This window comes from Numidum massiliense (genome assembly GCF_001375555.1).
GTDB classification, from domain to species: domain Bacteria; phylum Bacillota; class Bacilli; order Thermoactinomycetales; family Novibacillaceae; genus Numidum; species Numidum massiliense.
Window position 1 is genome coordinate 1,385,098 of record NZ_CTDZ01000009.1, and the last position, 13,869, is coordinate 1,398,966.

Sequence of the window (13,869 nt, forward strand, 5' to 3'; positions counted from 1 at the left end):
GATGCTACAAAATAACATTACCGTATTTTTAATGGGGAAGCAAAAAAAGAAGAGAAGTCAGCGCGTGCACCGCCTGACTTCTCCTTGGTATCGAACGACATTAGACCTCCTCGGCCGGAAAGTCATGGACGGATGGCATAGACCACGCTGATCGCCTTGGAAAATGACCGCAAACCACTTTATAAGCGTTGCTTGCCTCTTGCAAAGGAGTAGTTCCCTTCATACCGCGTCAACTGCTGCTCCGCGAGCCAGTACGTCGTGTCGAAGAGCTGGTCGAGAAAGTAGCGGTCGTGGGAGACGGCGACAATCGTCCCAGGAAACTCACTTAGCGCCTCTTCTAGCACTTCCTTTCCCGCCAAATCTAAATGGTTTGTCGGTTCATCGAGGATTAACACGTTGTGCTGTTGGCAGGCGAGCTGCGCGAGGCGCAACCGCATCCGCTCTCCGCCGCTTAAGTCGCTCACTTGGCGAAACACAGCCGCACCGTAAAAGAGAAACCGCGCCAACAGTCCACGTGCTTCCCCTTCTGCCACGTGGACTTTATCCCGAAATTCCTCCAAGACGGTCAGCTCCGGTGTCAGTTCTTGCCCGTGCTGGGACAACACGCCAATTGATAAGTTGCTGCCCCGCCGGATCTCTCCTTTATCGACTGTTTCCTTACCTTGCAACATGTTCAACAACGTCGTTTTTCCGCTGCCGTTGGCACCGACGATGGCGACGCGCTCTTGAAAGCGGATGGTTAGATTCACCCCGCGAAACAGCGTACGGTTGCCGAATCGTTTGCTGATATCTTCCACAATGAACACGTCGTTGCCACTGCGCCGCTCCGTCTGCTGATTGAGTGCCATTTTGCGTTGTTCCAATGCTGGCTTTGCCAATACGTCGATACGAGCCAACGCCTTTTCCATGCTCTTGGCGCGGCGGTGCATCCCGTCGTTCGGCGGATTGGAACGGTTGGCCCATTCTTTTAACCGTTTAATCGCTTCTTTCATTTTCTTTATTTTCTTTTGCTGGTCGTGGTACTGTTGGAACTCCCGTAATAGCCGTTCCTCGCGTTCGAGAACGTAGGCGGAATAATTACTGTGGTAAACGTGAAGTTCCCCTTGCTCCAATTCGACAATTCCGGTGACGACTTCATCTAAAAAGTAGCGGTCGTGAGAAACGATGACGACCGTCCCGTCGTAGTGCTTAACAAAATCGCTCAACCATTCAAGTGCCGGCAAATCCAAATGGTTCGTCGGTTCATCCAGTAACAGCAAATCGGGGGCCTGTAGCAGTAGTTTCGCCAGCCCTACTTTCGTCCGTTCACCCCCACTGAGCTGCCGCCACTGTTTATGCAGTAACGGCGACAGTCCTAAGCCGCTGGCGATGCGGCTAATGTTGGCATCGATCGCGTACCCGCCATTTTCTTGAAACTGTTCTTGTAAGGTGCCGTACTTTTCCAGTAGTGCCTCTAATGTAGTGGGGTTCTTCGTTTGCGCTAATTCGTTTTCCAACTCGGCTAGTCGTGCTTTCATGTCTAGCAGCTCGCGGAACGCGTCACACAACACGTCGTACACCGTCTCGTGGGGTGGAACTACCGGCAGTTGTTCCAGTAAGCCGACAGAAAGGTCTTTTTTCCAGACGACTTGCCCTTCACTCGGTTCTGTTTTTCGCGCCATTAACTTTAAGACCGTCGTCTTTCCTTCCCCGTTGCGACCGATTAGGCCGATCCGTTCCCCTTGTTTCACTTCACAACTTAAACGACTGAATACTGTATGTGAACCGTACGTTTGCGTGACTTCCTGCATCGAACAAACGATCATAATTTCTCTTCCTCCGTAATGGGAAAGAGACATCAAAAAAAGACGGTAGAGCGACACGCCCCCCGTCTTTACAGCCCTATTTGGCTATACTGATTGGTACTGTGACATTGTACCAATTTGCTGTACTGACTAGCTGTAGGTAGCCGAAGAAAAAATCGATTGGTGTTGTACAGCTCATCACAGCTTTTACAAAAACCGTTTGTGGGTAGATGTCTCTTCCTAGTATTTTTTCTATGCGAATGTGTAAAAAAAGGCATACTTATCCTGTTTCACACGCGCAATAGAAAAAATGGCACGACGGATCCACAAATACTTTTGTATCGCTGTCATGCCGTTACTAGGTTGATTCATCTTCCCCACCTCCTTCGAATGTTAATCACAGTTTAAGCGAAAAATAATAGGGCGTCAAGTCCATTCAACTGCCGTGACGGTCAATTGTCATACGGATGAATCGACTGACATGCCGAAGAATCGTTTGTTACCGGCATTGTTGGTTACCGTTACGGTGTGAGCAATTTTTTCCGTATCAATGTGGCTACTTGCTCGTGCGGCACAAAATCACTCCTGCCAACTGTCTTGTCAATCGCCACCTTTTTCCCGCTCCCGTTAACCATAAATCCCTCGGCGGGAATTTCTTGTGCGCCCCCATACCACAAGTTATAAAAGTCGTCGAACGCGGTACGCAGGATTCCCGCCACTTCCTCTTGTTGTAGTTGGCAGTCGTCTAATGCCTGATCATTTTCGTACAAAAAAACATTCGTCAATTCGCGGTCGACGAACTCGTTGCAGGCGATACAATCTTTAATGACGCCTAAAGGTACTAACTGCTCGAATGCAACTTCGAGCCCTACTTCTTCTTTAATCTCTCTGACACCGTCGGCAATCGTTTCATCAGCTTGCAAATGTCCAGCAACAGTGATGTCTAATAGGTTCGGATAGTCTTTTTGCTCACTGCGAATTTGTAAATAGATGTAGGCGATGTCAGCTTCTAGGCTGACGAACCAACAGTGGAACGTTTCATGCCAATAGCCCGCTCGGTGTACGTCTTCGCGATCTGCTACGCCGAGGTGCTTCCCGTCCCCGTCAAATATGTTAAGCATTTCGTGTGTCATTAGGTCCATTCCTTCTTTGTTATACCGTGTGATAGACTGTCTCACATCATCCAATCTAGTCAACGGAACCCGCTTCTAGTCAACGGAACACACGCGATCTCTACGTGATCCGAATCAGGATTCGTTCCTTCGGACGCATGGTTACCATCGTCGAGCAAGGCACATCTGAAGTAAACTTATACTTGATGGATTTCAGAGCCCCACTCAGCAAATACGGGATTCTCGCCTATGTATTCTCCCCGTTTTTCAGATACAACTGTCTGTACTCGTCTTCCAACATACTCATAATAATTAAGTCGTAATAGCGGTGGTTATAGAAAAGGTGCTCCCTTAATACCCCTTCTTTTGTAAAGCCGAGTTTTTCGTACACGTAAATACCACGTGTGTTATGATCATACACGCCGAGCTCGATACGGTGTAATTGCAACATGCCAAAACCAAAGTCTAACATTAACCGCAGTGCTTCCGTTCCATAGCCTTTATTAAAGTTGGCATGGTCAAAAAGCGCGATACGAATATTCGCGTTGCGTCGCTCGATGTCATTTAAAACAACTTCACCGACCGCTTTATCGTCCATTTGCCGGACGATGACAAAATCGACCCGTGATTCATCGCCAGTCGCGATTCTTTCTAAATGTTGCGCGATTTGTTTTCTTGAGAAGGGCCTTGTTGTTCCCGTAAATAAATTGGACTCCTGCACAAACATTGCCTGATACAGCGTTTCCCGATCTTGTTCCGGTTCATAAGGTCTTAAATATACTTTTTTCCCTTCGATATATTTTATCGACATGAAACGCCCCCCCTTCATTTTGACTCGGGTACAAAGATTGTCATCCCAACTCCCGTTTCGAGATATTTAACTAGCATCTTGATCGTTAAGGACACTCTCAGACATTGAATGCCAGCGGGTCCAAGGAAAATTTTGACGGCGCATCCATCGCTGCGGTTGATTGCAAGTAGACAACTTTCGTGCGATATTTTTTAATCTTACCATATACATTCTAAAATAGAAACATAACTCCTACAAAAAATGAAACTGACGATGACATTGTAAGTGAATCGTCCTTGCAAGAATCAGGAATAACGTGCAACTAATCGCATGCTAAATCGTCTATGTTACAGTAGCGTCAATTGAAGTAGTTCCACAACTTCCATTGAAGGAGGATTGGTTTTCAACGTGAAAACGAATCGGTGGATCCGCCATCTAAGGATAATCAAAAGGAAGCGCTCGATCGTCTTTGCGCTATTGCCGCTATTTACCGTCGGTATTGTCGTAACAGCCCTTGTCGCCTGCGGTACGAAGCCGGAGCAGGGCGGCGACCAACGTCCTCACACCCGAGACGAGAAGGTAAACATCCGCGGAACAGTGACGGATCTAGAACGATACACACACACTAACGTCCCTCCCACCGAGGATCAGGGTAAAAGCAGCAATCCGGATGACTCCGTTTCAAGTGACGATCCCGTAACAGAAACCCCTCGGCTGAAAGACCAGCTTGGGTATATTTTTGTCGAAGGAAAACTGGAAGAAGATACAACCGACGATAAAGCATCGATTAGTGTGAAGAAAAGCACAGTCATTCTCCAGCAACGGAGGAAAGACATTGTTCCAGCCGAGTTTAAAGATTTAGCACAGGGTGCAAAAGTGGAAGTGACGTTTACCGGTCCCGTTCAAGAGTCATACCCAGTCGGTGCCACCGCAGGTAAAATCGTTATTTTGGAGAACGATTAACATTGTCTGGACGATAACGTCTAAGCGTTCGAACCCTTGAACCGGGGGCACCTCCAACGTTACGTGCCACTGCTTTTTTTTTTGGAAAACATGGCAAAAACGATATGGATCCATGTCCCCATTCGTTTTCATCGTTAGCACTCCCGTTTAGAAGAAAAAGCTCATTCATTGAAAACGTATGTTTATGTGTGACAGACAGACGCCTCCTTTTTGCAAACAAGTGACTGCTCGTCAACCGAGTGCATGTACGCGTCATGTACTGACGGTTGGTTCCTGTACCGTTAATGTATTATTTTCCGTATTTAAGTTAACGACGGCACCGATCGGGATCGCGGTTTTGTACGTACCGTGTCCGGTCGTAAGATTGGTCATCAGTGGTTTTCCGAGTGGCACGACGAAATCGGTGATCAAATCTTCGTAAGACTTACCGTAAGCGATTTGACAACCTGTACACTCCCCCATGATAATTCCTATGCAGTCTTTGAATTTACCAGCCAATTTCAAATGATTCATATACCTGTAGACCGTATTGATCGATTCATGAGTGTCTTCTAGGAACAAAATCTTTCCCCTTGTGTCAATTTCATAAGGTGTCCCTAACGAATCGACAAAAGACGATAAGTTACCCCCGACAATTGGACCGGTGACATTGCCGGGGATTCTACTCACAAGTGGAATGTCTGGGGGATTTTGGATGCGCCGCGGAGACGTTAATGTCGATGTGGCGATAAATAGTTGGTCAAAATTGTACGACGGAGTCGCCACCTGGAAGTTAATGAGCATTAAACTGTGAAAAGTAATTAAATTAGCGTACTGATACAGCACATTTAACAAAATGGTTATATCGCTATAGCCTGAAACAATTTTTGGGTGGCGTTGAATCGTATCGTAGTTGAGGTAGGGGAGTATTCCTGCAACCCCTACCCCACCCCTAGAAGCTAAAATCATTTTGACCTGCTCATTTTCAAACATGCGCATAAGGTCTCTGGCTCGCTCCTCGTCCGTACCCGCGAGAAACCCGTTTTGCGCATACACGTGGTCACCTAATAGAACGTTAAACCCCATATTCCGGAGGGTGTTTATGCGTGCGTCAATGACCGTCGCGTCTAGTGGACTACCTAAAGTAACGATCCCAATCGTGTCACCCGGCTGCAAAATAGGCGGTCTAATGGCCATAAGTTATTCTCCTTCCAAGAAAAAGCGTGTTTGCGTGTTGATCGCTGTTAAAAATATATTGAAGAAGGAGCGCAACCATAACCGTAAACCACTTTAATCTAGGATATTGTCATCGTTGCGATTAAACACTCGCTCTTCGCAGCATCGCATACGATGCGCACATATAAATCGCAGTGACTGGAACCGTCCACAGAGCGAGTTCGAAGGCGGAATGACGACTAAACCAGCCAAACATCTCACCCCACCACGCATTGTACGTACAGACGCTAATAGTTACAACCTAGTGCTAGACTAAAAAGTAGACACACCGAATCGGGGGATTATAATAAAACTAAATGATTCGAGGTGTTCTACATGAAACGTCGAAAGAATTACGATCGTGAGTTCAAGCGTCAAACTGTCGAATACGTATTGGAACAAGGTAAAGCCGTGGCACAAGTTGCTCGCGAATTAAGCATATCGGAAAACACACTGTATCGCTGGGTCAATGAGTATAAACAAGACCCAGAAAATGCTTTTGTCGGAAGTGGCAACTTAAAGCCTGAAGATCAAACGATGCGTGACATGCAAAAGCGTATTCGGGATCTAGAGGAGGAAAACGCCATTCTAAAAAAGGCCATGCACATCTTCGCCAAAGACCGGCGCTAATATATTCCTTTATTTACAAACACCGCTTCAAGTTCCGTGTCGAGAAGATGTGCCAGGTGTTCAAGGTTTCCCGAAGCGGTTATTATCGTTGGTTAAAACGACCCGAAAGTGCGCGTGACAAACGGCGAAAGAAACTCGTTAAGCGCATTCATCACTATTACTTTCATTCGCGAAGATTATACGGTGCCCCAAAAATCACCGCATTGTTGCGAAAGGAAGGAGAACAAGTGTCCCAGCGAACGGTTTCCCGCTTAATGAGCCAACATCATTTACGGTCCCGAACGGTTAAGAAATACAAGGCGACGACGAATTCCAAGCATTCGTTTCCTGTTCACGCGAATACGTTAAATCAACAGTTTAGTGCGGAAACACCTAATCGCGTATGGGTCGCGGATATTACCTACGTGCCTACAGATGAAGGTTGGCTTTATCTCGCGAGTGTTATGGATTTATATTCACGTAAAATCGTTGGCTGGCATGTCGCCAAGCGAATGACCACGCACCTCGTATTAAAAGCGCTCGACAAAGCTTATCGTGTACGACGTCCTCAGCCATCACTGCTTCATCATTCGGATCGAGGTAGTCAATACGCGTCACACGACTATCAAGCGCGATTAGCCAAGTACGGTATGCAGTGCAGCATGAGTCGAAAAGGTAACTGCTTTGATAATGCGTGCATCGAATCGTTTCATAGTGTCATTAAACGGGAATTGGTGCACCTAACGTCATTTAGAACCCGTAAAGAAGCTGGGGTGGCTATCTTTGAATATATCGAGCTCTTTTATAACCGCCAAAGAATCCATTCGGCTATTGGCTATGTGTCACCTTGTCAGTTTGAACAAATGTATGATGGCCGCATGGAAGCGATCGCGTAGACGGCTTTATATGGAGAGGCGGGCATGATAGGCTTGTCTGCCAAGCGATCACTCGATACGAGGAGATCGCCCGATCGCTAACAGTCATACCCACGAAGGCTCCGTGTCAAGCCGTCACCTTAACCCGTAGGTAGTTGCATATTTCTCGATTTAATGTGTCTACTTTATTGACATAGTACCAACCGTGACGATCATGAAGACAAACATGCCCACCTTATCGAATCGCTGATATACACTGGCGATGACAAAGCCCAAGAAATACAGGTGGATCATGGAAGTAAAGTAGACACACAGTTGCTCGATCACCGTCCCGTCATTTACATACGGTAAGTGGAAAAAATGTACATCGACACCCCATGCACCTGATAACTTTTCTACGAAAGATAATAGTAGTAACACGATCGTAGAAGCGGCGCTTATGAGGGCGACTGCCGCAGTTGTCCCCCAGAAAAAATCGATCCGCCGTACGCTAAAACCGAGGGCAAACGGAAACATTTGCGCTAAAGTAATAATTCCGATGGCAAACATGTTCTCCGAACACTTTTACCTCGCCATTCGTGGCAAACAACTGCGCTGTCAGCATGCGCATAAGCGTCGTTTTTCCAGCCCCGTTTCTGCCGAGCAACCCGTATATTTTGTTCGCTTCCACCCTAAAGCTGACCGCATCTACCGCTGTAACGTTTCCGTACGATTTTGTTAACTCTCTCACTTCGATCACGTTGCTCATCACACGTTATCTCCTTTCGCGATCATGTCTGTTAGTTGTTTTGTCGTAATCCCTAGTTTTTTCGCTTCGCGGAGCATCGTTACGACATACTGCTCAAAAAACAGTTGCCTTCGCTTCTCCATCAATATGTGCCGCGCCTCTTTAGTGACGAACATTCCAATCCCTCGCTTTTTGTACAAAATGCCTTGCTCGACTAACACGTTCACGCCTTTCGCTGCGGTCGCTGGATTGATCTGGTAATAGGAAGCAAACTGGTTCGTAGAAGGAACTTGGTCCTCTGCGGACAGCCTCCCCTCAATGATGTCGTCTTCGATCCGTTCAGCAATTTGGAGGAAAATCGGACGGCTGTCATCGATCAACACACTCACCCCTTCAGTACTCCTTCGGTTAGTTACTCATGTAACTAACCATATACGTGTTAAACCTCCTCGTCAATAATTATTTTTAAAAATAGATTGGTCTATGACCGTCCCGAACGTCGGCTACTTCGCTTACATAGCAGATGTGAACGGTCTCGTTTTCGGCGTCATCTTGCCGCCCTGATTACGTTGTAGCAGCGAAAGGATACACACCCGATAACAGACTTAAGAATGTTCCGAAATGACCGATTTACGCGGGCGACCTTCGCCGGATACTGATCACATTCGTTTTAGAAGGCTTACTGTTTAATGGTTGCGCAAATGAGTCAATCGCTCAGCGTAGCTACGGAAATGGCGGCAAAACTTGAAACTCCGCTCGGTGAACAACTATTATTAGTAATAGATAATGCTTTTTTGGAGGGGATGAGTGCTGCGCTCTTGACGTGTGTCGGCGTCATCGCGATCGGGATTGTCCTAACGGCTCTCTTCCTCCCTTCGCGCGCCGAGCGCGTTGCCAAAAAAGCGGACCAGACGGAGGTGTCCAGTTAAATTAACCGATGAAAATATCCGACTATACGAACCGCAGACGACATAGAAATCCCCGATACCGGACATACACTAACCGACTTCATTGCGGTGCTGAAGGGCATGATGGACGCAGTTAACGACATTGCAGCTAAGTCGTCGCTAGCGGTGCAAAAAGTTGTTGTCGGCATAATCGACAACGAGCAATTAATGGACGTTTACTGGGAGCAGTTCGCCGCCCCTCGGCGTGAGGCTCTCGCCCACATTTTACAAAAAGGAATCGCCCGCGGCGAAATCCGTCCTGATGTCGATGTGGAAGATGTGATTGACATCGTTGAGGGCGTCTACTTCTATGCATTGCTTTTTAAAAAGGAAAAAATAGACCCCGCACATTGGTTCCAAAAGACGGGTGCACTTCTTATACGCGGTATTTCTAATGAAGCGACGAAAACGGTGAAAAATACGTCGAACGATGCGACGGCAGAACGTATGGACCAGTCACACGACGATGGACAATGCTAAGGGGGACAACACAGCAGAGGACAATGTGGATGAACCAAATGGCATACGAAGCAAACAAACGTTAAAACTTGGACCGGATTTGTACGACATGCGATCAATTAGCTTGCCACTCCTTAGCTACTCGTCAAGGGGTGGCAAGCGTTCGATCACCGTGACGCTATTAACTCTGTTAATTAACTCTGTTACCTGTTGCGGAACAGTACAATAATTCTATTACAAATAAACAACCCTCCCGTCCTTACGGCTTTCGTTAGCCGCTTCGATGAAACGGACGATTTCTAGCGTTTCAGCGGGATCGATCGGCGCTTCCCCTGTCCGGAACATCGTGATAATGTGTTCCAACATACTGGCGTAAAACGGTTTGTCGTCAGCGGACACATCGACGTAAGACGTCGCCCTTTCCCGGTGAAGGAGCGCTCCGAACGCCATGTTCCCTTTGCGATTACCGCGAATCGTACCGATTCGTCCATCCGACCACACCCCGACGACGAGATCGTGATCCTCGTTGGATACGGCGGTTACTTGCCGACACCCTTTACCTAGAGCGGCATACAGCATTTCTACCGTATGAATCCCGTACCAAAACAAACCCGGCTGGGTCGGTTCAATTTCCATCGGACCGTAGGCATCACAGGCAATAATGTCACCGCTACCGCCCGAATCGTTAAGTGCATACGTGAACCCTTCCGAGTAGCGCAAGGCGGAACAACTCATGATCGGAATGCCGTATGTGTAAGCCTCTCGCGCGATCGCCTTAGCTTCGGCGGATGAAACGGCAAAAGGCTTGTCGATAAATACTGGTTTTCGGTAAGGTGCGATGCGCTTAAACTGCTCAAGGTGAACACGGCCGTCGACCGATTCTAACAGTATCGCATCACACTGCTCGGCAACTGCTTCCGGTGAATCGACAATGTTGACGTTGTACCCCTCGCGCAGTTTGTTCGCGATGCCTTCGATGCGCGTGTAACTTAACGCAAAATCGGGAGAGCCACCCGGGAAAGCGGCCACGACTTTGCCACCCGGCACGTGATGCGCGGCGCTTGTATCGTTGAGTAGTTGGGTGAAAGCCGGAACGTGCGACGTGTCACACCCGATGATGCCGATGTTTATGCTAGTAGACATTGTTAATCCTCCATTTGGTGTCAATCCCTCATTAGTTACAGGACAATTTATAGTCGCGATTCGATACATCTGTACATTTTGCAGTACAAAATTGGCTCATTTGGCGTAATGATGGGCGACCTTACGAATCGCCTCAATGATATCTTCGACGTCGCGCTCGGAGTAAAACTCACTAACCGGCATGTTGATTGCTGTCCGTAAAATTGCTTCGGCGTGAGGGCAAAGGCCAGTCTCATAGCGAACGTCGCTCAAGTCGAATGGAAAGTGGCTATTTTCATATGCTTGTCGCTGTCTAAACAGTCCGTGCTCGTAAACGGCGTGCGGGATGTAACCAGGCGAACACGGAATGCCTTCGGCACTTAATGCCGCGGCAAACGTATCCCGCGCACACGTTAGCTCTTGTTCTTCGATTCGAAACATGTAAAACCAATAGGAGCACTTCCCTCCCGCTGTCACTTCGTGTGGGAAAATGCCGGGCAATCCCGAGATACTTGCTGTAATGCGGTCTCCGTAGCGCCGCCTCTTTTCACAAATCGCGGGTAGTTTTTTCAGCTGGGCAATCCCGACCGCACCTTGAAGTTCCGTCATGCGGTAGTTCGGCGCTAATGTGTGAATGCTGCCTGTAACATTTTGGCTAAAACGTCGATAGTTTTTATCGGCAAACGCATGCACGCGATAGTGATCTGCCTCTTCCCCGGAGTTGACAGTGACGATTCCCCCGTCCCCCGTCGAAATGTGTTTAAAATCATTCGTGCTAAAACAGCCGTAGTCACCGATCGTCCCGACAAGTTTTCCTTTGTAGTAAGACAAATAACTTTGTGCGCAATCTTCCACGACTTTTAGCTTATGTTCCCGGGCGATGGCCATGATCTGATCCATGTCACAAGGGTTACCTGCGAGATGGACGACGAGAATCGCCTTCGTCCGCGGCGTAATACACTGTTCAATCGACTTCGGATCCATGTTGTACGTGTGCGGGTGTAGATCGGCGAACACCGGTATCGCGTTTTGATACAAAATGCCGACAAGCGTTCCCATATCCGTAATCGGGGATGTAATGACTTCATCGCCTACCGTTACTCCGGCGGCGAGCAACGCGACGTGAATCGCCGCTGTACCGGAAGACGTTGCCACACTGTAAGGCACACCGTACATCTGATTAAAATCATCCAGAAACGTTTTCACTTTACCCCCGGAGTGGTAGAACAACGTGTTTTGTTCTAGTGCCTCTAACAACTGTCTCGCTTCCGCCAATCCAAACCGCTTACCCGTTCCAAACGACGTCGTTTTAACTTTCGGGCCACCGTCAATCGCTAACGCGTCATTCGTCACGCTCTTATCCATAATTTCGCCTCCTAACTCATATAAAAGAGGTTCGCTTAAACCTCCATTATTTAGGGGGTTCCCCTTACGCGCCTTCCACGGTTAAAAAGCATCCAGTTTAACAGTTTTCTCACCCGGGACGAGATCGACAACTAGCCGCTGGCACGGAATTCCGCGATACATGACGATTGCACTACCCGAATTCGCTTCCTCCGTTGTATCACCTAGTCTTGCATCACCCTTTACCGGTATATAGACGACAGCTTGTTTTAATTCAGCAGCGCTCACAATTTTGATGGCGGACGATCCGTCTGTAGCTTTCACCACTTCGCCGACCACATCATCCGCTTCGGCGCGATCCACGCCTTCGATGTGGACGGTACGGCGCGCCCGCTCCCATTCGTTAATACGTTTCGTCGTCCACCAAGGTATACCGCGTCGCATCGTTTCATGGAACAATGACTTGATCGCTTTTCTTACACTTTCGTTGTTGTGAATGTGCACTTGGTGAAAAAGAAAGTGAGCGACACCGCCGACCCGCTCCACCTGAGCGAGTAAAGGGTACATAATATCACTTCGACCCCAGTAATCCGAAAGGTCTAAGTCTTGTGTGAGGAAGCCGATCTCTAGCACGTTATATAGGCGATTCTCCTCGTCAAACAGTGCAATCGGTCGGTACGGGTGACACGTGCCGAATACGAAACCGCGGTTACCACCTTTGCTCGGGCCCCGCGTCTGGTCAACCTCAATCCCAACATCCTCACACCAGGCAAACAATTCGCCCCACCCTTCAAAACGGGTGTAATGGTTTTTGTTGCTCGTGACTTCTTCTAAACCAGTCGCTTCTCTCAACCAACTGAACTGACGCTTAAATTCTGCTTCCCTCCACTTCCCCCCTTGATCTTCCATGGCATTATAGTGAAAAGCGAGTTCATGTCCCGCTGCTCGCACGCGGTCGTAAATATAGGAGCTGTAACCCGGTTCAATCATGCACCAAGTTGATGTAACACCGAAGGGCTCTAACAGCTTCAACGTCGTCTCTGCCGACTCGTCAATATTGTGATCGCTATCGTGGGATAAGTGGGCGACTGCGCTAATGCCGGCAGGCAAGTATCCTAAAATCGGAACAGTATAGCCCTGTTTTAGCGAAGCGTTTACGATTAAGCGCACGACCGCCTCCCGCCACAAATCACAGTAGGGCAAGGCGAAGTATGCACCTCCCGAAGGGGTAAATCGGCGGTCCCACTCCCAATCTTGCTGCAACGTGTCTTCCGCTTTTAAGATGCCATCGTCGAGTGGCGCCGTACCGTCCGGGGCGGGCATGCCGTCTTCAGTCACTGGCTGATCGCCTTGTTGAAGCAACACCATCGTTCCAAAAACGTCAACGGCGCAAACGATGGCCCTCCCGCGCACGAACGCCGCTTCATAAAACACCGCTTGCAGCGCTGAACCGTGTGGTCCATAGCGTAGTTCACCGGAGGACTTCCAATCAAGTTGCCAGTGCGCGTCTTCGCGGTCACCGACAACGAGCGACTTCGCCCCTAGAAAACGAAGTGGTTCCGGATTGTTCTGCTCGTCTGGCAATGACGCATAGCCAGAAGGTAACTGACGGAGCGTAAACAGACCGAGACGATTACCTAACGCCCCCGCACCGCCAAATTGAATTACCGTCCCGCCAGCGCGGACAAAATCGATGATTTCCGGTACATCTTCCCTTTCTACTAACGAAGCGTCGGGAATAAGGAGCACATCGGTTACCGAGGGACTAATCGTCCGTGGTTTCACGAAATGGTACGATAGCCCGGCATGCTGTAAAACTTCTTGTGCGAACAAGGAAAAACAATTTTTTCCTTCTGTAAACCGCCGCCGATACGTTTCTATAGGGTGAAAGACCCCTAATCTTGCAATATCGAGTCTCACGGACGTCATCTCCTTTATTTCGC

General features: G+C 48.4%; 13 protein-coding genes and 1 pseudogene. 4 read left to right on the plus strand and 10 right to left on the minus strand.

What is annotated here, in order from left to right:
- Positions 1-179: 179 nt before the first annotated feature.
- The 3 genes from abc-f to BN1247_RS07060 form a co-directional block, all read right to left on the minus strand.
- Positions 180-1,805 carry a ribosomal protection-like ABC-F family protein gene (gene abc-f / locus BN1247_RS07050; RefSeq protein WP_054949748.1) on the minus strand — a complete coding sequence of 542 codons (1,626 nt, stop codon included), beginning with the start codon at positions 1,803-1,805 and terminating at the stop codon, positions 180-182.
- Positions 1,806-2,305: 500 nt separating this feature from the next.
- Complete coding sequence (locus BN1247_RS07055) at positions 2,306-2,917, minus strand: NUDIX hydrolase (RefSeq protein WP_054949749.1); 612 nt, start codon at positions 2,915-2,917, stop codon at positions 2,306-2,308.
- 226 nt (positions 2,918-3,143) lie between these two features.
- On the minus strand, positions 3,144-3,707 hold the full coding sequence (locus tag BN1247_RS07060) for a GNAT family N-acetyltransferase (RefSeq protein WP_082415837.1): 564 nt from the start codon (positions 3,705-3,707) through the stop codon (positions 3,144-3,146).
- Between the two features lie 387 nt (positions 3,708-4,094).
- Between BN1247_RS07060 and BN1247_RS07065 the strand changes: the two genes are divergently transcribed.
- Positions 4,095-4,649 (plus strand): DUF3221 domain-containing protein, encoded by a 555-nt coding sequence (locus BN1247_RS07065; RefSeq protein ID WP_054949751.1) that lies wholly within the window; start codon positions 4,095-4,097, stop codon positions 4,647-4,649.
- Positions 4,650-4,901: 252 nt separating this feature from the next.
- Here BN1247_RS07065 and BN1247_RS07070 read toward each other — a convergent pair whose 3' ends face one another.
- A complete protein-coding gene (locus BN1247_RS07070; protein WP_054949752.1) occupies positions 4,902-5,825 on the minus strand; it encodes a S66 peptidase family protein in 924 nt (307 codons plus the stop codon).
- Positions 5,826-6,179: 354 nt separating this feature from the next.
- Here BN1247_RS07070 and BN1247_RS07080 point away from each other — a divergent pair.
- Positions 6,180-7,348, plus strand: a protein-coding gene (locus BN1247_RS07080) for an IS3 family transposase (RefSeq protein WP_261796013.1) whose coding sequence is annotated in 2 segments (ribosomal slippage) — positions 6,180-6,441 and positions 6,441-7,348 — 1,170 coding nt in all. Because the reading frame shifts where the segments join, the coding sequence is not laid out codon by codon here.
- Positions 7,349-7,507: 159 nt separating this feature from the next.
- Here the strand turns inward: BN1247_RS07080 and BN1247_RS17960 are convergent.
- From BN1247_RS17960 to BN1247_RS07095, 3 genes and pseudogenes are all read right to left on the minus strand, one after another.
- Positions 7,508-7,843 (minus strand): hypothetical protein, encoded by a 336-nt coding sequence (locus BN1247_RS17960; protein ID WP_054949753.1) that lies wholly within the window; start codon positions 7,841-7,843, stop codon positions 7,508-7,510.
- A 31-nt stretch (positions 7,844-7,874) separates the two neighbouring features.
- Positions 7,875-8,075 (minus strand): annotated as a pseudogene (locus BN1247_RS07090) (ATP-binding cassette domain-containing protein); the annotation flags it as partial.
- Complete coding sequence (locus tag BN1247_RS07095; protein ID WP_054949755.1) at positions 8,075-8,443, minus strand: GntR family transcriptional regulator; 369 nt, start codon at positions 8,441-8,443, stop codon at positions 8,075-8,077. The gene BN1247_RS07095 and the pseudogene BN1247_RS07090, both read right to left, overlap by 1 nt.
- 300 nt (positions 8,444-8,743) lie before the next feature.
- On the opposite strand from BN1247_RS07095, the gene BN1247_RS07100 reads away from it, so the two are divergent.
- Entirely contained in the window at positions 8,744-8,983 is a 240-nt protein-coding gene (locus BN1247_RS07100) for a hypothetical protein (RefSeq protein ID WP_054949756.1), read from the plus strand.
- Between the two features lie 48 nt (positions 8,984-9,031).
- Positions 9,032-9,481: a TetR-like C-terminal domain-containing protein gene (locus BN1247_RS07105; RefSeq protein WP_261796062.1), complete on the plus strand. Its 450-nt coding sequence runs from the start codon at positions 9,032-9,034 to the stop codon at positions 9,479-9,481.
- Positions 9,482-9,694: 213 nt separating this feature from the next.
- Here the strand turns inward: BN1247_RS07105 and BN1247_RS07110 are convergent, their stop codons facing one another.
- From BN1247_RS07110 to BN1247_RS07120, 3 genes are all read right to left on the minus strand, one after another.
- The gene (locus tag BN1247_RS07110; RefSeq protein ID WP_054949758.1) at positions 9,695-10,603 is read right to left on the minus strand and encodes a Gfo/Idh/MocA family protein; all 909 of its coding nucleotides are present in this window, start codon (positions 10,601-10,603) and stop codon (positions 9,695-9,697) included.
- Between the two features lie 96 nt (positions 10,604-10,699).
- Entirely contained in the window at positions 10,700-11,947 is a 1,248-nt protein-coding gene (locus BN1247_RS07115) for a DegT/DnrJ/EryC1/StrS family aminotransferase (RefSeq protein WP_054949759.1), read from the minus strand.
- Positions 11,948-12,028: 81 nt separating this feature from the next.
- The gene (locus BN1247_RS07120) at positions 12,029-13,846 is read right to left on the minus strand and encodes a hypothetical protein (protein WP_054949760.1); all 1,818 of its coding nucleotides are present in this window, start codon (positions 13,844-13,846) and stop codon (positions 12,029-12,031) included.
- Positions 13,847-13,869: the final 23 nt, after the last annotated feature.